This window comes from Avibacterium sp. 21-586 (assembly GCF_026226775.1).
Lineage (GTDB): Bacteria > Pseudomonadota > Gammaproteobacteria > Enterobacterales > Pasteurellaceae > Avibacterium.
This window is the reverse complement of the sequence record NZ_JAKKOD010000001.1, coordinates 255,850-275,174: the sequence shown is the minus strand read 5'-3', so window position 1 is coordinate 275,174 and position 19,325 is coordinate 255,850. Positions and strand designations below refer to the sequence as shown.

19 protein-coding genes, 1 tRNA gene and 1 pseudogene are annotated in these 19,325 nt (G+C 40.1%); 9 read left to right on the top strand and 12 right to left on the bottom strand.

All coding sequences use genetic code 11. The features are described 5' to 3' along the window. Positions 1 to 2: 2 nt before the first annotated feature. Positions 3 to 1,481, bottom strand: a complete 1,479-nt coding sequence (ubiD, locus tag L5B71_RS01295; RefSeq protein ID WP_265756509.1) for a 4-hydroxy-3-polyprenylbenzoate decarboxylase — start codon at positions 1,479 to 1,481, stop codon at positions 3 to 5. Positions 1,482 to 1,610: 129 nt separating this feature from the next. Here ubiD and smpB point away from each other — a divergent pair, with 129 nt between their 5' ends. Beyond that, on the top strand, positions 1,611 to 2,093 hold the full coding sequence (smpB, locus tag L5B71_RS01290; protein ID WP_265756508.1) for an SsrA-binding protein SmpB: 483 nt from the start codon (positions 1,611 to 1,613) through the stop codon (positions 2,091 to 2,093). Between the two features lie 32 nt (positions 2,094 to 2,125). Here smpB and grxD read toward each other — a convergent pair whose 3' ends face one another. The 5 genes from grxD to ompA all read right to left on the bottom strand — a co-directional run bounded on the left by grxD (position 2,126) and on the right by ompA (position 5,487). Beyond that, complete coding sequence (gene grxD / locus L5B71_RS01285) at positions 2,126 to 2,455, bottom strand: Grx4 family monothiol glutaredoxin (RefSeq protein ID WP_265756507.1); 330 nt, start codon at positions 2,453 to 2,455, stop codon at positions 2,126 to 2,128. Between the two features lie 83 nt (positions 2,456 to 2,538). Then, positions 2,539 to 3,315 (bottom strand): TPM domain-containing protein, encoded by a 777-nt coding sequence (locus L5B71_RS01280; protein ID WP_265756506.1) that lies wholly within the window; start codon positions 3,313 to 3,315, stop codon positions 2,539 to 2,541. Beyond that, positions 3,308 to 3,757 carry a TPM domain-containing protein gene (locus L5B71_RS01275; protein ID WP_265756505.1) on the bottom strand — a complete coding sequence of 150 codons (450 nt, stop codon included), beginning with the start codon at positions 3,755 to 3,757 and terminating at the stop codon, positions 3,308 to 3,310. The genes L5B71_RS01280 and L5B71_RS01275 overlap by 8 nt, the downstream gene beginning before the upstream one ends. A gap of 14 nt (positions 3,758 to 3,771) precedes the next feature. Then, positions 3,772 to 4,353: a LemA family protein gene (locus tag L5B71_RS01270; RefSeq protein ID WP_265756503.1), complete on the bottom strand. Its 582-nt coding sequence runs from the start codon at positions 4,351 to 4,353 to the stop codon at positions 3,772 to 3,774. Positions 4,354 to 4,449: 96 nt separating this feature from the next. After that, positions 4,450 to 5,487 (bottom strand): porin OmpA, encoded by a 1,038-nt coding sequence (gene ompA / locus L5B71_RS01265; protein WP_265756502.1) that lies wholly within the window; start codon positions 5,485 to 5,487, stop codon positions 4,450 to 4,452. A gap of 509 nt (positions 5,488 to 5,996) precedes the next feature. Between ompA and ydiJ the strand changes: the two genes are divergently transcribed. The 3 genes from ydiJ to hemH are packed head-to-tail and all read left to right on the top strand — an operon-like array spanning position 5,997 to position 10,484. After that, positions 5,997 to 9,092 (top strand): D-2-hydroxyglutarate dehydrogenase YdiJ, encoded by a 3,096-nt coding sequence (gene ydiJ, locus L5B71_RS01260; RefSeq protein WP_265756501.1) that lies wholly within the window; start codon positions 5,997 to 5,999, stop codon positions 9,090 to 9,092. Between the two features lie 4 nt (positions 9,093 to 9,096). Then, positions 9,097 to 9,516: a hotdog fold thioesterase gene (locus tag L5B71_RS01255; RefSeq protein ID WP_265756500.1), complete on the top strand. Its 420-nt coding sequence runs from the start codon at positions 9,097 to 9,099 to the stop codon at positions 9,514 to 9,516. Next, positions 9,513 to 10,484, top strand: a complete 972-nt coding sequence (hemH, locus tag L5B71_RS01250) for a ferrochelatase (RefSeq protein WP_265756499.1) — start codon at positions 9,513 to 9,515, stop codon at positions 10,482 to 10,484. The genes L5B71_RS01255 and hemH overlap by 4 nt, the downstream gene beginning before the upstream one ends. A 37-nt stretch (positions 10,485 to 10,521) precedes the next feature. Here the strand turns inward: hemH and L5B71_RS01245 are convergent, their stop codons facing one another. Beyond that, positions 10,522 to 12,006, bottom strand: a complete 1,485-nt coding sequence (locus L5B71_RS01245; RefSeq protein ID WP_265756498.1) for a leucyl aminopeptidase — start codon at positions 12,004 to 12,006, stop codon at positions 10,522 to 10,524. Between the two features lie 108 nt (positions 12,007 to 12,114). Between L5B71_RS01245 and lptF the strand changes: the two genes are divergently transcribed. From lptF to L5B71_RS01220, 5 genes and pseudogenes are all read left to right on the top strand, one after another. Continuing rightward, complete coding sequence (gene lptF / locus L5B71_RS01240; protein ID WP_265756497.1) at positions 12,115 to 13,212, top strand: LPS export ABC transporter permease LptF; 1,098 nt, start codon at positions 12,115 to 12,117, stop codon at positions 13,210 to 13,212. Positions 13,213 to 13,224: 12 nt separating this feature from the next. Continuing rightward, entirely contained in the window at positions 13,225 to 14,292 is a 1,068-nt protein-coding gene (gene lptG / locus L5B71_RS01235) for an LPS export ABC transporter permease LptG (RefSeq protein WP_265756496.1), read from the top strand. A gap of 75 nt (positions 14,293 to 14,367) precedes the next feature. Further along, entirely contained in the window at positions 14,368 to 15,282 is a 915-nt protein-coding gene (locus tag L5B71_RS01230) for a mechanosensitive ion channel family protein (protein WP_265756495.1), read from the top strand. Positions 15,283 to 15,531: 249 nt separating this feature from the next. Beyond that, positions 15,532 to 15,618, top strand: a tRNA-Leu gene (locus L5B71_RS01225). Between the two features lie 451 nt (positions 15,619 to 16,069). Next, positions 16,070 to 16,264: pseudogene (locus L5B71_RS01220) on the top strand (IS1595 family transposase); the annotation flags it as partial. Between the two features lie 47 nt (positions 16,265 to 16,311). On the opposite strand, the gene L5B71_RS01215 reads toward L5B71_RS01220, so the two are convergent. The 5 genes from L5B71_RS01215 to L5B71_RS01195 form a co-directional block, all read right to left on the bottom strand. Next, complete coding sequence (locus tag L5B71_RS01215; protein WP_265756494.1) at positions 16,312 to 16,866, bottom strand: hypothetical protein; 555 nt, start codon at positions 16,864 to 16,866, stop codon at positions 16,312 to 16,314. Positions 16,867 to 16,882: 16 nt separating this feature from the next. Continuing rightward, positions 16,883 to 17,278, bottom strand: a complete 396-nt coding sequence (gloA2, locus tag L5B71_RS01210; RefSeq protein ID WP_265756493.1) for an SMU1112c/YaeR family gloxylase I-like metalloprotein — start codon at positions 17,276 to 17,278, stop codon at positions 16,883 to 16,885. A gap of 116 nt (positions 17,279 to 17,394) precedes the next feature. Next, complete coding sequence (gene ccmI, locus L5B71_RS01205) at positions 17,395 to 18,294, bottom strand: c-type cytochrome biogenesis protein CcmI (protein ID WP_265756492.1); 900 nt, start codon at positions 18,292 to 18,294, stop codon at positions 17,395 to 17,397. Between the two features lie 3 nt (positions 18,295 to 18,297). Further along, positions 18,298 to 18,780, bottom strand: coding sequence for a cytochrome c-type biogenesis protein (locus L5B71_RS01200; protein ID WP_265756490.1), 483 nt, complete (start codon positions 18,778 to 18,780; stop codon positions 18,298 to 18,300). Next, entirely contained in the window at positions 18,780 to 19,325 is a 546-nt protein-coding gene (locus L5B71_RS01195; RefSeq protein ID WP_265756489.1) for a DsbE family thiol:disulfide interchange protein, read from the bottom strand. Before L5B71_RS01195 ends, L5B71_RS01200 begins: the two co-directional genes overlap by 1 nt.

Genomic DNA, 19,325 nt, shown 5'->3' with positions numbered 1-19,325 from the left:
TTTTAACCAAATTTAGCTAAAATCTCTAAGCTATCCCAAATTTCGTCCACGCGTTTGACTACTTCAGGATCTTTCTTAATCGGAACGCCCCATTCTCGGTTAGTTTCACCTGGCCATTTATTGGTGGCATCAATGCCCATTTTAGAACCTAGCCCAGCAATAGGTGAGGCAAAATCCAAATAATCAATCGGCGTGTTTTCTACAATAGTGCAATCCCGTGCCGGATCGCTACGCGTGGTGATCGCCCAGATCACGTCTTTCCAATCTCTCGCGTTAATATCCTCATCACACACGATAACAAATTTGGTATACATAAATTGGCGTAAGAAAGACCAAACCCCCATCATTACACGCTTGGCGTGGCCAGCATATTGTTTTTTCATCGTAACCACCGCAAGACGATAAGAGCAACCCTCTGGCGGTAAATAAAAATCCACAATTTCAGGGAATTGCTTTTGTAAAATCGGGATAAACACTTCGTTTAGCGCTTCGCCCAAAATTGCTGGTTCATCAGGTGGTCGCCCTGTATAAGTGGAATGATAAATCGGGTTTTGTCGCATTGTAATGTGGGTGACGGTAAACACGGGAAAATACTCTTGCTCATTGTAATAGCCTGTGTGATCGCCATAGGGCCCTTCAAGCGCAGTTTCATTTGGATCAATATACCCCTCCAATACGATCTCTGCACTGGCTGGCACATCAAGATCATTACTCACCGATTTCACCACTTCCGTTTTGTTGCCACGCAGCAATCCTGCAAAAGCATATTCAGAAAGGCTATCAGGCACAGGCGTTACAGCCGCCAAAATTGTTGCGGGATCCGCGCCTAATGCGACAGAAACAGGAAAAGGTTTATCAGGATATTGTTCTTTCCATTCTTGAAAATCTAATGCGCCCCCACGGTGCGAGAGCCAACGCATAATCAATTTATTTTTACCGATCAACTGTTGGCGGTAAATCCCCAAATTTTGCCGTTTTTTGTTCGGCCCTTTGGTAATGGTTAGCCCCCAAGTGATAAGCGGTGCGATGTCATCTTTCCAACATTGCATAATCGGCAAGCGGTATAAATCCACGTCATCACCATTGAGTACAATATCCTGACAAGGTGCTTTGCTTAGCACTTTCGCCGGCATATTTAGCACTTGTTTATATTGTGGCAAGGTTGACCATAAATCCTTAAATCCTTTTGGCGGTTCTGGCTCTTTTAGAAAGGCAAGCAGCTTCCCCACTTCACGCAAGGCGGACACATCATTCTGCCCCATTCCAAGCGCCACGCGCTTTGCCGTGCCAAATAAATTGCACAGCACGGGCATCGCAAATCCTTTTGGATTTTCAAATAATAACGCTGGCCCACCGGCACGCAAAGTGCGGTCGGAAATTTCGGTCATTTCTAAATAAGGATCGATTTCTTGCGAAATGCGTTTTAATTCGCCTTGTTCTTCTAACAGTTGCAAAAAATCGCGTAAATTCTTATATTTCATCAATGCTTACTCAATGCAAAAATTAATGCTTCATTGTTATAAAGATCGCTTTGCAACGCAAGTGCTTTTGCGATTTTTCGCTAGATTGGGTAGAATGTGCGGTAATTTTATCAGAATAAATTAATTAAAATGACCAAGAAAAAACCAAAACAAACATCAAATACCATTGCCTTAAATAAACGTGCTAGACACGAATATTTTATTGAAGATGAAATTGAAGCAGGGCTTTCCTTGCAAGGCTGGGAAGTAAAATCAATGCGTGCGGGCAAAGCCAATATTAGCGACAGTTATATTATTTTCAAAAATGGCGAAGCCTATTTATTCGGTGCAACCATACAACCGTTAAACGTGGCTTCAACGCATATTGTGTGCGATCCAACGCGTACGCGTAAGTTATTGTTAAAACAACGAGAATTAGCTTCACTCTTCGGCAAAGCAAACCGTGATGGCTTTACCATTGTTGCCCTTTCTCTTTATTGGAAAGGCCCTTGGGCAAAAATCAAAATTGGTGTCGCGAAAGGGAAAAAACAACACGATAAACGTGATGATATTAAAGATCGAGAATGGAAAGTCGCCAAAGATCGCATTATGAAAAATGCAATGCGCAACTAATAAAAACCTGACTACGTTGTCAGGTTTTTTATTTATTGTTGTGGATGATTTGCCGCAACATCACTTAATAAGGTTTGTAATTCACCTTGTTGATACATTTCTAAAATAATATCACAACCACCTATTAACTCACCTTCAACCCATAATTGTGGGAAAGTTGGCCAATTTGCATAGGCTGGGAGTTCTGCCCGAATATCTGGATTTTGCAAAATATCCACATAGCCAAAAGGTACTTTACAATTCATTAAGGCTTCCACCGCTCTTGCTGAAAATCCGCAAGAAGGAAATTTTGGTGAGCCTTTCATATAAATAAGAATAGGGTTTTCAGCAATTTGTTTTTTAATACGTTCTAAGGTTTCCATAATTATCCTCGTTTTGAATTAAGTGGGCAGATTGTAGCATAAGGGGCTCGAGATACCAATAACCCGAGTAAAATAATCAGGTATTACCAACTTCCGCCAGCACCACCGCCACCGAAGCCACCACCGCCAAAGCCTCCGCCAGAACCGCCACCAAAGCCGCCTGAGCCAAAACCACCACTAAATCCACCGCTACTGCGTCTACGAACAGTTGGTTGGCGAAAAATTTGTCCATTGTGATTATTGGTCGGGCTGATATAAGGCGTTCTGCGCCAACTTAACTCACCAAACAGCACAAATAAAACAAAAATACTGATCATTATGATTGGAATATATTGTGTCCAATCATCATCTTCCGTTTGAGCTGCGTCATATTCTCCTTTGCTTGCGGCAATAATGTAATCCAATCCACGATCAATGCCTAGCATATAGCGTCCTTGTTTAAAGGCTGGTGTAATCACATTACGGATAATTTGAGCAAGAAAAGCATCTGGCAATGCGCCTTCAAGCCCCTGACCTGTAGCAATAAAGATTTTACGATCTTTCACCGCAATCAGCATCAATACGCCATTATTAAGCTGTTTACGCCCAATTCCCCATTTATCGCCTAACTCAAAGCTATATTGTGCAATATCGTAATTATCCGTACTTGGTATTAATACCACCGCAATTTGCGAGCTGGTTTCTTTAGAATAGGTAATCAGTTTATTTTCAAGTAATTGCCTCTCTGAAGGGGTTAAGGTTGCCGTGTAATCATTGACATAATGAAATGGATTTGGTAGTGCAGGAAAATTAACGGCATAACTATTTATCGAGAAAAAAATACTGAAAAAAATCACCGCACTTTTTAGCAACTTAATCATTAATAATCACCTCATTATCCAATTCATTAATATCATTTGGTTGAATTGGGAAATGTTTTGCCAGTAATTTCGTCATATTTTCAATAATTTTAACCACACCTTGCGTATAAATGCCTTGTTTAAAATAGCCTGTCATTTCCACACATTGTTGCTGCCAAAAATCAGTTGTAACATATTGATCAATCCCTTCATCCCCGACGATCGCACATTGCTGATCTTTATAAGCAATGTAGATCAAGATACCATTTCGAGCTTGGGTCTGATGCATTTCCAATTGCTCAAAAACAGACAACGCCCGAGTAAGGCTGGAATTTGAGTTTTGATATTTAGGTATATGACGTTCAATATACACCCGTAATTCTGCTGAACTTTGTTGTTCGAGGCGAACGATTGCCGCCTCGATTGCTTTTTTATCAAAAGGAAGTCTGGAAAATAATCCCATTTTTCACCGCTCTTTTAGTTAAAACTCACCACTGGTGCATTTTCTGAACCAGCCAATGATTTAAAATAAGGCTTTTCTTTAAAGCCAAAAATCATTGCGGCAAACTTAGTTGGGAATTGACGAATTTTTTGGTTATATTCACGTGCAGCTTCATTAAATTTATCACGTGCCACATTAATACGATTTTCAGTACCTTCTAATTGTGCTTGTAAATTCATAAAGCCTTCGTGCGCCTTAAGATCAGGGTATTTTTCTACCGTAACCAATAAACGAGATAATGCAGATCCCACAGAATTTTGTTGCTGTTGGAATTGTGCAAGCTGTTCTTCTGTCATATTGCTCGGATCAATTTTAGTTTGGCTTGCCTTTGCACGCGCCTCCATCACGCCTGTTAAGGTTTCTTTCTCAAAGTTAGCCTGACCTTTTACCGTATTTACAATATTTGGAATAAGGTCAGCGCGACGTTGGTATTGAGATTCAACATTTGCCCATACAGAATCAATTTTTTCTTCAGCTTGTACTAAACCATTGTAACTTGTGATTAGCATAAATCCTGCAATCACAGCGATAATAATTGCAATAATCCACTTTTTCATTCTTCACCTATCAAATAAAAGTTATTAAGTATAAATAACAAAAGACCTAAACTTACGTTTAGGTCTTTTTCTTAAAGGTTTAAATCACGAATAAAATTATTCTTGACCTTTAACAGCGATTTCTACACGACGATCGTCTGCTAAACAAGCGATCAACGCTTTACGACCTTTAACAGCATCACATTTAACGCCAGTTACTGGGTTTGCTTCACCGTAACCAGTTGCAGAGATAGCGTTTTGAGAAACACCTTTAGATACTAAGTAATTAGCAACGGTTTCTGCACGGCGTTGTGATAATTTTAAGTTAGCAGCTTCTGAACCGATACGGTCAGTATAGCCTGCTACCGCAACGTTTGCAGATTTTAATTGTGCAATTTCACCGTAGATACCATCTAATGTATTTTGTGCTTCTGGACGTAAGTTAGATTTACCAAATGCGAAAGTTACATCAGAACTTAATGCGAAAGTTTTAGAAACTTCTTTAGGCGCTACAAATGGAACACCTTGCCCAAAACGGTAAGATAAACCAGCAGTTACAGCACCAATGCTTGGGGTATAGTCAACACGATGACCATTATTTTCTAAACGACCAACACCATTAACCCATTGATATTCAACACGTAATGCTAATTCTGGCATTGATGGTAAGTTATATTCTAAACCACCAGCAAATACTGGAGATACTTTTAAGCTGTGTTCATGGTAATAAGCTTGTGCGGCAAAATCACCAACAGTTTTGTAGTCAGAACGAATTAACGCTGCACCAACACGCCCATAAATATCTAAACCTTCAGCAATTGGGTAGCTTGCTTTTAAGCTTAAGTGTGCACCATGGTTAGTATGTTTAGCAACTGTTTTGCCAGCTCCACGAAGTTTAGCGCGACCGAAGTCATCATAACCTAACTCAACAGCGAAATTGTCAGTGATTTGGTAACCACCAAATACACCGTAAGTTACAGAATTACGTAATGTACCGATAGCATTTTGTTGATTTTCAAATTGGTTCAAACCATCGTGGAAAGATGCCCAACCAGCTTTAGCACCAGCATAGAAAGTATCTGCTTGTGGAGCAGCTTGTGCGATTGAAGCAACAGTTAAACCAGCGATAGCTAATGCGATTGCAGTTTTTTTCATTTGGATGATCCTCTATATTTAGTCATCATTAAATTAAAAATGAGCGTTAATTTAGTTAAGAAACTAAAAAAACCTAAAACACCATTTAAGTGTATTCTCTGATCTTAAACGCTTTTTATAAAAAAACAAAACTTTTTTATAAAAAAAATGTCAGTTAAATAACCTAAAAAGGAAATAACCTTTTTGTTCTAAGACTTAAAGAAAGGCTAGAACCTATTCAGATTTCTAATTTAACCTCAACTTTAAGTGCTTATATTATCGACCTGATAAAAAAGAAAATCAAACGATTTTTAGCCTGTTAGGTTATAATTTAGACAGACAAATCCTTTTAGCTCTAATTTTAAGGCGTAAACGCTCCATTTGATTGTGTGTTTTTTTGAACGTTTTTTTGCTTCAGTCTCGAATATGATAAATCTACACAAAATTGCACCTGTGTGTTTTTAATAGAATATGCTAGAATCGCCCTCGTCTTACAATCAATTATCGGCGAATAAATTATAGAGTTGATTATGCTACCTTCATTAACTGATATCCCACAATTATCCCCTTTAGTTTCAAATTATATCAATGAATTAAAGCGCCAACATTTTACGGGCGATATTGCTTCAAGCTATGCGGATCGTTTAAGTCTTGCAACGGATAACAGTGTTTATCAGCAACTACCACAGGCCATTTTATTCCCTAAAGATACGGCAGATGTGGTGCGTCTCACTAGATTAGCACAGAAGGAAAAATACCTTTCACTCACCTTTACCCCGCGCGGTGGTGGCACAGGCACTAATGGGCAAGCCTTAAATAACAATATTATTGTGGATCTTTCTCGTTATATGACGAAAATTCTTGAGCTCAATGTACAAGAGCGTTGGGTAAAAGTGCAAGCAGGGGTGGTAAAAGATCAACTGAATCAATTTTTGAAACCTTATGGGCTGTTTTTCTCGCCTGAATTATCCACCAGCAACCGCGCGACTCTAGGGGGAATGATCAACACCGATGCGTCAGGGCAAGGTTCATTGCGTTATGGCAAAACTTCCGATCACGTTTTAGGTCTGCGTGCGGTATTAATCGATGGCGAAGTGATTGATACCCACACGCTAAAAACCGCAGATTTTGAGCAATCGTTAGAGCAACAACCGCTTTCTCAGCGCAGCCGTCATTTGCATCAAGAAATTTTCCAGCGTTGCCAGCAAAAACGTCCTGAAATCTTGCGAGATTTACCACAGCTTAATCGTTTTTTAACCGGTTACGATCTCAAAAATGTGTTTAATAAAAATGAATCAGAATTTAATCTATCTCGCATTTTAACCGGTTCGGAAGGCTCACTCGCCTTTATTTGTGAAGCGACGTTAGATCTCACGCCAATCCCCCAATATCGCACATTAATTAATATAAAGTACCGCTCTTTTAATGCCGCATTGCGTAACGCACCTTTTATGCTCAAAGCCAATGCCATTTCAGTGGAAACGGTGGACAGCAAAGTGCTAAACCTTGCCAAACAAGACATCATTTGGCACTCCGTGAGCGATCTGCTTACTGAAGATCAAGAAAACCCAATTCTAGGCTTGAATATTGTGGAATATGCTGGCAACAGCAAAGCCCTGATTGAAAAACAAGTGGCACAACTTTGTGCCCAGCTTGATGAGAAAATTGTGCAAAATCAAGATGATATTATTGGCTATCAAGTTTGCAGCGACTTGCCTTCCATTGAGCGTATTTATGCAATGCGTAAAAAAGCCGTAGGCTTGCTGGGTAATGCTAAAGGTTCAGCAAAACCCATTCCTTTTGTGGAAGACACCTGCGTACCACCTGAACACCTGGCCGATTATATCAGTGAATTTCGTGCCCTGCTCGATGCTCATCACTTAGAATACGGAATGTTCGGCCACGTTGATGCTGGCGTGCTACACGTTCGCCCTGCCCTTGATTTATGCGACAAAGAACAAGTGAAACTGTTCAAAGAAATTTCCGATCAAGTAGCAGCGCTGACCCATAAATATGGTGGACTGATTTGGGGGGAACACGGCAAAGGAATGCGCTCACAATATGGCGAAACCTTTTTCACGCCCGAGTTATGGCAAGAACTGCGTTACATCAAAACCCTATTCGATCCGCAAAATCGCCTAAATCCGGGCAAAATTTGTACCGCACTTGACAGCAAACAAGCGCTTTACTCTATCCTATCGCCAATGCGCGCAGATCAAGATCGCCAAATTCCAATCCAAATGAAAGCAGAATTTTCTGGCGCAATCAACTGCAACGGCAATGGCTTATGTTTTAATTTTGATGTAAACAGTACAATGTGTCCGTCAATGAAAGTGAGTAAAAATCGCCTATTCTCACCGAAAGGACGTGCTGCGATGGTGCGTGAATGGCTGCGTTTACTGGCTAATCAAAATATTTCTGCCGATCAATTAGATTTTCGCCAAAGCCAAATGAAACTCAGCGATTTTGTGGCTAAAATTCGCCACAGCCTGCAAAAAGCGCGTGGCGAATATGATTTTTCTCACGAAGTGAAAGCTGCGATGGATACCTGTCTTTCGTGCAAAGCCTGTGCAAGCCAATGCCCGATAAAAATTGATGTGCCAAGCTTCCGTGCCAAATTCTTGCATTTTTATCACCAACGTTATGCTCGCCCAATCAAAGATTATGTGGTGTCAAATGTGGAACTGGTTGCCCCTTATATGGCAAAAGCGCCGAAATTTTTTAACTTTTTTACTGCGGCCAAAATCGCCCAACCGCTGGCACAAAAAGCCTTAGGAATGGTGGATTTGCCTTTATTAAGCCAACCCAATTTGCAACAGCAATTAGTCGCCCTTAATTATCAAGGTTTGCGTTTAGAACAGCTAGAAAACTTAAGTGAAACAGAAAAGCAAAATATGCTGCTTATCGTACAAGATCCTTTCACGTCTTATTATGATGCTAAAGTGGTGGCGGATTTTGTGGCGCTAACACAAAAACTCGGCTATCGACCAATTTTGTTGCCATTCAAACCTAATGGTAAAGCACAGCATATCAAAGGGTTTCTCACTCGTTTTGCCAAAACGGCGAAAAATCAAGCAGCGTTTTTAAATCGAATGGCGAAGTTAGGCATTCCTTTAGTGGGTGTCGATCCTGCTATTGTGCTTTCTTACCGTGATGAATATCGTGAAATTTTAGGTGCGGAACGTGGCAATTTCCAAGTGCTTACCGCCCATCAATGGCTAAAAAATCAACTCCATTCTGAGCAATTCACACAGGGAATAAAAAATTCACAAAAAAATCACCGCTCTTTACCAGAAGAACAACAATGGCATTTATTCCCTCACTGTACTGAATCCACAGGGTTGCCAAATAGTCCTAAAGAATGGCAAGAAATCTTTGCTGCCTTTGGACAACCATTACAAGTGGAAACCGTGGGCTGCTGCGGAATGGCTGGCACATTCGGCCACGAAACACAACATCTTGAAATGTCGAAATCGATTTATGCCAGTTCGTGGGAGAAAAAACTGGCAGGCAAAAATCCTGATTATTGCCTTGCCACAGGCTATTCTTGCCGCAGCCAAGTGAAACGTTTTGCAAAATGGCAACCAAAGCACCCAGTGCAAGCCCTATTAACCTTACTTGACTAAAATAATGAAAATTTGGAAAAAACACTTTACTTTAGAACAACTTAATCAATTGAATGCACATTGTGCCGTGGCCCATTTAGGCATTCAATTTAGCGCTCAAGGGGACGATTGGCTAGAAGCCACAATGCCCGTTGATCAGCGCACCATCCAGCCAATGGGCTTTTTACACGGCGGAATTTCTGCGGCGTTAGCCGAAACTGTTGGATCAATGGCAGGATTTTGTTGCGTGGAAGGAAAGCAAGCGGTGGTTGGATTAGAGATTAACGCCAGCCACCTTCGCCCCGTGCGTGAAGGTATGGTAACCGCCAGAGCCACCCCTATTCGCTTAGGCAAAACTACCCAATTTTGGCAAATTGACATTAAAGATCAAGCCGATAAACTATGTTGCTTTGCAAAACTCACATTAAGCGTGGTGAATCAATGAACAAACAAAAAATCGGCGTCATTCTTGCCAATCTAGGCACGCCAGACGCCCCTGAACCTAAAGCCCTTTCACGCTATTTGTGGCAGTTTCTCACCGAACCACGCGTGGTAGATCTTCCCCGCTGGCAATGGTGGCCACTATTAAAGTGCGTGATTTTGCCTCGCCGTTCCAGACGTGTGGCAGAAACCTACCGCAGTGTTTGGACACAACAAGGATCACCATTATTGGTAATTTCGAAACAGCAACAGCAGAAATTACAGCACTATTTCGATCAACAAGGCATTAACGCCCTCGTGGAAATGGGGATGACTTATGGCAATCCTTCAATGCAAAGTGCGGTAGAAAATTTACTCAAACATCAAGTGGATAAAATCATTGTACTACCGCTTTATCCACAATATAGCAGCACCACAACGGCAGCAGTATTGGATTGCTTTGCCCAAGCATTAAAATCCATTCGCGGCCTTGTGCCGTTTGAGTTTATCCATTCTTATCATCTTGATGAGCAATATATTGATGCGCTGGCACAATCCATTAAGGCCAAAATGAAACCTGATGAATTTTTGCTCTTTTCCTTCCACGGCATTCCACTACGCTATGAGCAAGAAGGGGATTATTATCGCGAACATTGCAAACAAACCACCATTGCCGTGGTAGATCGCCTAGGATTAAAAGAAAACCAATGGCAACTTTGCTTTCAATCTCGTTTCGGTCGTGAAGAATGGCTACAGCCTTATACAGATCATTTTTTACAAAATGCCACAAAACACCAAGGCATTGAAAAAGTCGCCGTCATCTGCCCCGGTTTTTCTGCCGATTGCTTAGAAACGTTGGAAGAAATTGAAGTAGAAAACCGCGACATTTTCCTGCATAACGGCGGAAAATCGTTCCAATATATCCCTGCACTTAACGCAGAACCTGCGCATATTGCAATGATGGCAAAGCTTGTGCTTGAACATATTGACTAAACTAAAAAGCGAGCTAAATGCTCGCTCTTACCTAAACTTATTTTACCTGATCAATCAGAAATTGAGTAAGCAAACTGACAGGTCGTCCTGTTGCCCCTTTATTTGCGCCTTGCAACCAGGCAGTACCTGCTATATCCAAGTGAGCCCATTCGTATTTTTTAGTGAAATTGGATAAAAATACTCCTGCCGTTATAGCACCACCATCACGTCCTCCTACATTAGCAAAATCAGCAAACCGCGATTTTAATTGCTCTTGATATTCTTCGCCTAATGGCAAACGCCAAGCGTTATCAGCACTATGCTTCGCGGCAGACAATAACTGGTTAGCTAAAGCATCACTTGGTGACATTAAGCCACTGTTATGTTGTCCTAATGCAACCACACAAGCACCGGTTAACGTAGCAACATCAATGACTAACTCAGGATCAAAACGTTCCACATAAGTCAGTGTATCACATAATACTAAGCGTCCTTCCGCATCAGTATTCAGTACTTCTACCGTTAAACCACTCATTGTGGTTAGAATATCACCTGGACGATACGCATTGCCATCTGGCAAATTTTCACAGCCAGCTAAAACACCAATTACATTTAGTGGTAGCCCTAATTCAGCAAGTGCATTCATCACGCCATAAACGGAAGCAGCTCCCCCCATATCATACTTCATTTCATCCATACTTGCTGCTGGCTTTAACGAAATCCCACCAGCGTCAAAGGTTAAACCTTTCCCCACTAAAACAATCGGTTTTGCTTGCGGATTTGGGTGATTGCGATATTCAATGATAGAAAGCTGCGCTTCGTTTTGACTGCCTTGTGAAACCGCAAGGTAAGCATTCATTCCAAGCTCTGCCATTTCTTTTTCGCCAAGTACGCTTACTTTAAAGTGCGGTGATTTTTCGATCAGTTTTTTCGCTTGTTCTGCTAAATACGCCGGATTACACACATTTGGTGGGCAATTTGCTACGTCTTTCGCACAACGTACGCCAAGTCCAATGGCTTGACCTTGTTGAACTGCTGTCTCTGCTTCTGTTTGCTGTGCTGAATCAACCACAAACACCATTTCTTGCAAGGCAGAATGCTGGTCTGATTTTTTGCTTTTGAAGTGATCGAATTGATAAAAACTTTCTGCAACGCTTTCAACAGCAAATCTGATATTCCAATAAAGATCTCGATCGCTGATTTGAACTTCCGTTAAAAAGTTATACACTTGCTCTGCATTGGTCGCTTTTACGGCTTGAATCGTGTTTTTGATTAATTGTTTATATTGGCGAACATTAAGCACACCTTGTTTACCGCAGCCCACGACAAAAACGCGCTCTAAATTCGCATTAGGTAAACGTAAAGTAACCATTTCCCCTTGTTTGCCTTTGATATCGCCAGTCCTAATAAGTTGACTAATTGCCCCTTGGCTTAATTGATCAAGAGTCTGTGCGGCGAGAGAAAGTTTTCCTTCTTCAAATACGCCAACGATGACATTACCTGTTACCGCAGAAAGTGCGGTGCTTTTTACAGTATATTTCATTTGTTCCTCACTAATTTACTGCCTTATATTAAAAAATGGGTTATTATACGCTATTAAATTTGAAATGACTTCTACAAAATTGCAAGCAAAATAACATAGGCAATAACGGTGATTTTAACAAGATATTTAACGAAAGAAGTAGTAAAAAGCCAAACGGCTATCCTGCTCATTTTACTTCTCATTTTTTTCAGTCAGCAACTTGTACGTGTACTCGGCTCCGCCGCTAATGGGAAAATCCCTGCAGACCTTGTTTTTTCCTTATTAGGTTTAGGTATGCCTACAATGGCTCAATTAATGTTGCCATTATGTTTATTCATTGCGCTTTTACTCACTTTTGGGCGTCTTTATGCGGAAAGTGAAATTACGGTAATGCGCGCTTGCGGTGTAGGGCAACGTTTATTGGTAAAAGTGGCGTTAATTTTATCTTTAGCCACGGCAGGACTAGCCGCTTACAATGCGTTAGTTTTATCCCCTTGGGCGTTGCAAAAGCAAAGCCAAATCGTTAAAGATGCAAAGGCAAATCCCACAATGGGGGCACTCACCGCTGGGCAATTTATTTCTGCTAATAGCAGTGATTTAGTATTCTTTATCGATAAAATTCAAAATAACACCATTCAAGGTGTATACGTTTTTCAAATGCAAAATAAGAAAAACGAAAAACCTTCTGTAATTGTAGCTGACTCGGGTAAACTCACAGCTTTACCAAATGGTGATCAGGTGCTAAATCTCGTCCATAGCCAACGCATTGAAGGCAGTGCAATGTTGCCTGATTTTAGAATTACCAATTTCGATCAATATCAAGCCTATTTAGGTTATAAATCGACAGAAAATGATCGCGATGATGCAGAAACTTTGCCGTTAAGCCAACTGCTAAATAGCGCCACGCCTGCAGGCAAAACAGAACTTCATTGGCGTATTACCTTAATTCTTGCCGTGCCGATTATGGCATTAATTGCCGTACCATTGAGCCGAGTGAACCCACGTCAAGGAAGATTTGCCAAAATTTTACCCGCACTTTTGCTGTATTTAATTTACTTTTTGCTACAAAGCTCATTCAAATCTGCCGGTGCTGCAGGTAAATTAGATGCCAGCATTTTAATGCCCGTGATAAATGTTGCTTTTTTAGCCTTAGGGATTGTGCTCAATAGTTGGAACAGTGCCTTTATGTACAAAATTCGCTATCAATTATTCAAGAAACGAGCCTAAGGAATAAAAATAATGATGAATACATTAGACCGTTATATTGGAAAATCCATTCTAGGCGCGATTTTCGCCACTCTGATCACCTTGGTGGGACTGTCTGCAATCATTAAATTTGTAGAACAATTCCGCAGTGTAGGAAAAGGCACTTATGATGTCTTGCAAGCTGCACTTTTCACTGTTTTAACTATTCCTAAAGATATTGAAACTTTCTTCCCGATGGCTGCCCTATTAGGTGCACTGATTGCCCTTGGTAATTTAGCGAGCCGCAGCGAACTGGTGGTAATGCAAGCATCTGGATTTTCACGCTTAAAAATTGGTTTTGCGGTAATGAAAACAGCCATTCCTTTGGTGATTATAACGATGATCATTGGCGAATGGGGGATTCCGCAAACAGAACAATTTGCGCGCGAAATGCGTGCAAAAGCCATTTCAGGTGGTGAAATGCTCTCGGTTAAAGATGGCGTGTGGGCAAAAGACGGCAATGATTTTATTTATGTTAGACGCATCACCGATAACATCAAACTCAATGATATTTATATTTATCATTTCAATGATAAACGTCAGCTAGAACAAGTTAGCCACGCCAATCAAGCAGAATTTAAAGATGGCAATTGGCAATTAATGCAAGTGAATAAATCACAAATTTCTGCGGACAAAATCACGACCACCAATTATCTCAACGAAGCGTGGCAAACCACCTTAACGCCCGATAAATTAGGCATTGTATCTTTACGCCCGACTTCACTTTCTATTTCAGGGCTATCGGATTACATTGCCTTTATGAAAGAAACAGGGCAAGACTCCAAGCGTTTTGAACTCACTTACTGGCGGAAAATCTTTCAACCTATTTCCGTCGGCGTGATGATGTTGTTGGCACTCTCTTTCATCTTTGGTCCATTACGTAGCGTAACGATGGGTGCAAGAATGATCACAGGCATTTGCTTTGGTTTTTTATTTTATGTGGTCAATGAGATTTTCGGCCCGCTTAGTTTAGTTTATAATGTGCCGCCAATCGCAGGGGCATTAATGCCGAGCGGACTATTTATTCTCATCACTTGGTGGCTACTCGCGAACAAGCGCTAGTAATTCAAGTGCGGTATAAAAAAGAGCCATTTTTATAAATGGCTTTTCTTTCCATTATTGCTAACAAAAAATTTTATGACGCAAAACAACGCATTAACATTAGTAACACAGACTCTTTCTCAATGGCAAGATTGGCTGATTGGTTTTATTCCAAATATCATTTCAGCCATTATTTTGCTTACGCTCTTCTATTTTATTGCCAAACTTCTAAGCAAGGTGGCATTACGCATTTATAATCGCCTGTTCCCGAAAGACTTACGCTCGGCAAAAGGCATTGCCATCGGCGTAAAAATTCTTATTTGGTTTTTAGGCATTATTCTTGCCTTAGAAGTGTTACACCTTGCTTCATTCCTTACCCATTTATTAGCCGGTGCAGGGATTGTGGGGATTGTCGCCGGCTTCGCCTTTAAAGATATTGCATCTAATGCCTTCTCTGGCTTGCTTATTAAATCAGAACAACCATTTGAAGTGGGCGATTGGGTAAACATCAACAATTCCATTGGTAAAGTAGTGAATATCGGCTTAGTGACCGTTGAATTAATTACCATTGAAGGGGAAACTGCTCTTATTCCTAACCAAATGATTTACAGCGATGAATTTTTTAACTATTCCAAACTGAAAAAACGCCGCGTCATTTTATCAACTGGCGTATCTTACGGCGATGATTTAGATAAAGTTCGCCAGGTTGCCTTAGATTTAATCCAAGAATGGGATTTTGTAATTGATAAAAATGACGTTAATTTCTACTTCACCGACATTGGCAGCTCAACTTTCGATTTTATCATTCGTTTTTGGGTGGATTTCGTTACCTATGAAGACTATTTAGAATCCAAAAGCCAAGCCATTATGGCGCTGAAAAAACGCTTTGAACAAGAAAATATCAGTATTGCTTACAACGTAACCACGCTCGATTTCGGCGTAAAAGGCGGCGTTAACTTGTTCGATAAAGTCCTTAAAATCAATGACAATGGCCCAGCAACAAAAGCATAATAAGGTAAACTTAAACTAAAGCATTAGCCTATCTGTAGTGGTAGGCTTTTTTATGTCGAGTAAACGTATTTTCTTTATCTCCACTTACAAAGTGCGGTGAAAATTCGCAAAATTTTGACCGCACTTTAAAATTGACTAAAATTACTTCACTCACCATTAAATTCACAAATTTTACTTGCAAGCAAAAATCAACTCCGTATAATTCACACCATCGACAACACATTAGGTTGTTTTTTTTCAAACTCCTTAGCCAGTGTGACGAAATTGGTAGACGTAGCGGATTCAAAATCCGTCGCCCTTAAAAGCGTGCCGGTTCGAGTCCGGCCACTGGCACCATTCCACAAATCATATAAATTTCCTATTTTTTCTCAAATTATGTCAAACCCTAATAATTTTTATATTTTTCAATAAGTTACTGACCTTTCATTTTTGTTTACTGTATTTATTTACAGTGTTTTAATGTGTAATTGTCAGGTATTTACAAATAAAAATTGCTCGGAAAAGATCAGGAATCAGAAATTTTTGCACAAAATTGCACAGTGAATTGCACAGAAATCTAGAGTGAAATTTATGGCTACGGTAACGAAATCTATAACAGGTTGGCGTGTACAATTTAGGATAGAATAAATAATGTCTAGCCCACATAAACGAAATAAATAAATTAAGTTTATTTGTTATCGGGCATTATTGCCGAACTACCCGCGAGTAAACAAAAATACGACCACATATTACTTCTATCGTTTACGCTTGGTAATCCAGCAAATAAGCTCTCATTTAGTAATGAGGCATCAAGCACAGCATATACTTTATGAAAAACCATAATCATATTGGCGGAAAATTGAGAATTTTGGAATTAAGTAAAGAGGCATTTACGCAAATTTGACAGTATCGCTAAAGTCGATTTCGACCTGCATTAAAGGAATTTGAATGGCGTTTTAACCATAGTAATATAAAATCTAAAATTTCTATTTTAATACAATAGATAACTAGGCAAAAGATAGCCTAGTTACCTAGTAGATAGCCTAAAAATTATCGGCAAATCGTCTTTTTTAATATTTCTGAGCTTTTTTCAATATTCTCAGTCGCAACCTGTTTTCCGTACTTATTTTCTTCATCTTGTATTTGTTGTGCAATGCTTTCATCTTGAATGTTAAATACTGGAGCATATTGCACATTTTGAGGGGCACTTTTTGAATAAATCGTTGCACCAGTTATGCTTGCATAATATTCATTATTAGCTTGATCAATATAATAAGTACGAGAATCAGTCATATCGACACCATAATCGGATCTAAAACCACGACAAATACCCGCTCCTGATTTAAATACCGTATGTGCAACCTGTTTTTCACTTACTTGATAAACCTCAAACTCAATACTCTTGGCTAATTTTTCTACATCATTACGTTTGACTGGATTTAACTTTTCTGATTTATCAGTAACATAGGTTTTACTTCCCAAATCATTCTCTGAAAAATGAAAATACTCTACATACCCCGTTGGTTGGCTTGCTGCTTGAGTAAAAAGAGCCGTACTACTCAAAAATCCGACAAAAACTGAGATAACAATATTTAATTTTTTCATTTTGCTTACTAATACCCTACTCAATTTGATAAAGCTCTAACGGCAACCCATCAGGATCTTGGAAAAAAGTAAAGCGTTTACCTGTAATTTCATCCAGCCTAATAGGCTCGCAATAAATACTATGTTCAGTTAAATATGCTACAACTTGTTCAACATCTTTTACTTTAAATGCTAGATGGCGCAACCCACAAGCCTCCGGTCTTGTAGCCCTAATTGGCGGATTCGGAAAGGAAAACAGCTCAATTTGACTTCCATCAGGCAAGACAAGATCTAATTTATAGCTCTCTCGATTCGCTCGGTAGGTTTCTTGAAGCACCTTTGCACCCAGTATTTGCGTGTAAAAACGTTTAGATTTCTCATAATCTGATGCAATAATTGCAATATGATGAAAACCTAAAAGTAATTGACTCATTTTTCCTCCACGCAAAAACTATGCTTACTATATCATTTTTTCAGCAAAATGTGGAATTATCAATCAAATTAAGGGAAAGGCTGGCGTATTTGGACTGGAAATACGCCAATATGGGATTATTTTTTCTTTTCAGTCTTTTCTTTTTCTTCTTGTGCATCGCGGGCGGCGCGAATGCTTTTTTCAAGAAGTGCGACTCTTGGATCATTTTCGGGGATTAGGCGTAACATCATCGCCCAAGTTACTGCGGCCATCTTGTATTCTTCGCTTTCAAAATATTGGAATGCGAGCAAACCAAGGGCTTGTAGGTTGCTGTGATCTTTGCGCAGAACACCTTTGAGCAAATCCATTCCTTTGTTTTTATCCGTTTGGTCATCGGAAAACATTAAAATGCGCGCATAAGAAAGCTGATATTCGATATTTTCGGGATCTAATTTTACCGCACGGGCGTAGCTGTCATAGGCTAAACGTGCCTTATCCAGATTCATTGCAATTTGCCCAAGCGTCCACCAGTCCGCCGCGTTGTTAGGTTCTTTTTGCAATTTTAAGCGCAAAGCGGTGGCGAATTGTTGCAATTCTTGATCGTTCATTGGATTACTTTCTTCTTCCTTTAAACGCTCATAAAAGTGCGGTAGTTTTTGGTAGGTTTTTTCGAGCATAGCTTCTTGCTGCCAAGCGCCTGCTTGCATATAGCCTAGCCCTGCTAAAATCGCTAAAGTCAAAAAGCCCGATACAAACCAAATTTTGCCATAGCGTTTGCCATCTTGCTGAAGTTGTTCATTCTCAGGAATATCTTGCAATAAGGTTTGCTGTAATTCCGTGCGTAACTGTGAGGCGTTTTCAATTAAACCTTGCTGTTCATCTTCTTCAATTTCTTTCAACCGATTGAAATAAAAGGCTTTATTTAGCTTGTTACGCTTGTTGCTGTCAAGCGCTTGTTTGCCTGAAAATAATAAGGGATAAAAACAAATTAGCGCCACAATAAGGGTGATCGCAAAACTGATAAGCCAAAAATTCATTGTTTATTCCTTATCCTTTAATAATTGTTGTAAACGTTGCTGTTCTGCTTGGGTTAAATTTTCATCATTAATTTGCACCGCACTTTGTTTTGCCTGTGCTTGTTTTTTCGGTTTACGGCGTAGCACCAAAATGCCGCCGAACAACACAAGGCAAACTGGCACAGCCCAAAGTAACACTGTCGCGGGTGTGAGCGGTGGGTTGTAGGTAACAAAATTGCCATAACGTTGCACCATATAATCCACTACTTGCTGTTTACTTTGCCCTTGAGTGAGTAATTCATACACTTTTTCACGCATATCCATTGCAATGGTAGCATTGGAATCAGCAATATTATTATTCTGACATTGCGGACAACGTAGCTCTTGGGTTAGGCTCTGGTAGTCCTGTTCTTGTTGTGCTGAAGCAAAATTTCGCACTTCAATCGCTGCCTTTGCCGTGATGGCACAAAATAAAAGTGCGGTGAAAAAATAAGGAGTTTTTCGCATTATTTTTGTTCCATTAATTTTTGATAAATTGGCTGCAAGGTGCTTTGCCATACTTTTTCGTTCACGTCACCTGCATAGCGATAATGAATGATCCCTTTGCCATCAATAATGAAAGTTTCTGGCGCGCCATATACGCCCAAATCCAACCCGAAAGATCCTTTTTCATCTTTAATCACAAGCTGATAAGGGTTACCCAAATCTTTCAGCCATTTAATGGCTTTGTCCGTTTTGTCTTTGTAATCCACACCAATAATGGTTACGCCTTGTGAATGGAGTTGATTCAAATATTGATGCTCTGCATAGCAAGTGGGACACCAAGTCGCCCACACATTCAATAAGATCGGTTTACCTTGTTGGAAAATGCCTTGATCGTGCGTTTTGTTGTCAAACAGATCTTGCAAAGTTGCCGCAGGTACGGGCTTGCCCACTAAAGCACTTTCCAAGGCTTTAGGATCATCACCGTTGGAATTCCGTTGTAATTGCACAAAAAAGGCGATGGTTAGCGCTAAAAATAAAATCAAAGGAATGGCATATTTTTTATTCAT

What these genes read in the sequence shown, in the direction of transcription:
- ubiD (WP_265756509.1), bottom strand. Translation starts at nt 1,481, where the DNA reads ATGAAATATAAGAATTTACGCGATTTTTTGCAACTGTTAGAAGAACAA.
- smpB (WP_265756508.1), top strand. Translation starts at nt 1,611, where the DNA reads ATGACCAAGAAAAAACCAAAACAAACATCAAATACCATTGCCTTAAAT.
- grxD (WP_265756507.1), bottom strand. Translation starts at nt 2,455, where the DNA reads ATGGAAACCTTAGAACGTATTAAAAAACAAATTGCTGAAAACCCTATT.
- L5B71_RS01280 (WP_265756506.1), bottom strand. Translation starts at nt 3,315, where the DNA reads ATGATTAAGTTGCTAAAAAGTGCGGTGATTTTTTTCAGTATTTTTTTC.
- L5B71_RS01275 (WP_265756505.1), bottom strand. Translation starts at nt 3,757, where the DNA reads ATGGGATTATTTTCCAGACTTCCTTTTGATAAAAAAGCAATCGAGGCG.
- L5B71_RS01270 (WP_265756503.1), bottom strand. Translation starts at nt 4,353, where the DNA reads ATGAAAAAGTGGATTATTGCAATTATTATCGCTGTGATTGCAGGATTT.
- ompA (WP_265756502.1), bottom strand. Translation starts at nt 5,487, where the DNA reads ATGAAAAAAACTGCAATCGCATTAGCTATCGCTGGTTTAACTGTTGCT.
- ydiJ (WP_265756501.1), top strand. Translation starts at nt 5,997, where the DNA reads ATGCTACCTTCATTAACTGATATCCCACAATTATCCCCTTTAGTTTCA.
- L5B71_RS01255 (WP_265756500.1), top strand. Translation starts at nt 9,097, where the DNA reads ATGAAAATTTGGAAAAAACACTTTACTTTAGAACAACTTAATCAATTG.
- hemH (WP_265756499.1), top strand. Translation starts at nt 9,513, where the DNA reads ATGAACAAACAAAAAATCGGCGTCATTCTTGCCAATCTAGGCACGCCA.
- L5B71_RS01245 (WP_265756498.1), bottom strand. Translation starts at nt 12,006, where the DNA reads ATGAAATATACTGTAAAAAGCACCGCACTTTCTGCGGTAACAGGTAAT.
- lptG (WP_265756496.1), top strand. Translation starts at nt 13,225, where the DNA reads ATGATGAATACATTAGACCGTTATATTGGAAAATCCATTCTAGGCGCG.
- L5B71_RS01230 (WP_265756495.1), top strand. Translation starts at nt 14,368, where the DNA reads ATGACGCAAAACAACGCATTAACATTAGTAACACAGACTCTTTCTCAA.
- L5B71_RS01215 (WP_265756494.1), bottom strand. Translation starts at nt 16,866, where the DNA reads ATGAAAAAATTAAATATTGTTATCTCAGTTTTTGTCGGATTTTTGAGT.
- gloA2 (WP_265756493.1), bottom strand. Translation starts at nt 17,278, where the DNA reads ATGAGTCAATTACTTTTAGGTTTTCATCATATTGCAATTATTGCATCA.
- ccmI (WP_265756492.1), bottom strand. Translation starts at nt 18,294, where the DNA reads ATGAATTTTTGGCTTATCAGTTTTGCGATCACCCTTATTGTGGCGCTA.
- L5B71_RS01200 (WP_265756490.1), bottom strand. Translation starts at nt 18,780, where the DNA reads ATGCGAAAAACTCCTTATTTTTTCACCGCACTTTTATTTTGTGCCATC.
- L5B71_RS01195 (WP_265756489.1), bottom strand. Translation starts at nt 19,325, where the DNA reads ATGAATAAAAAATATGCCATTCCTTTGATTTTATTTTTAGCGCTAACC.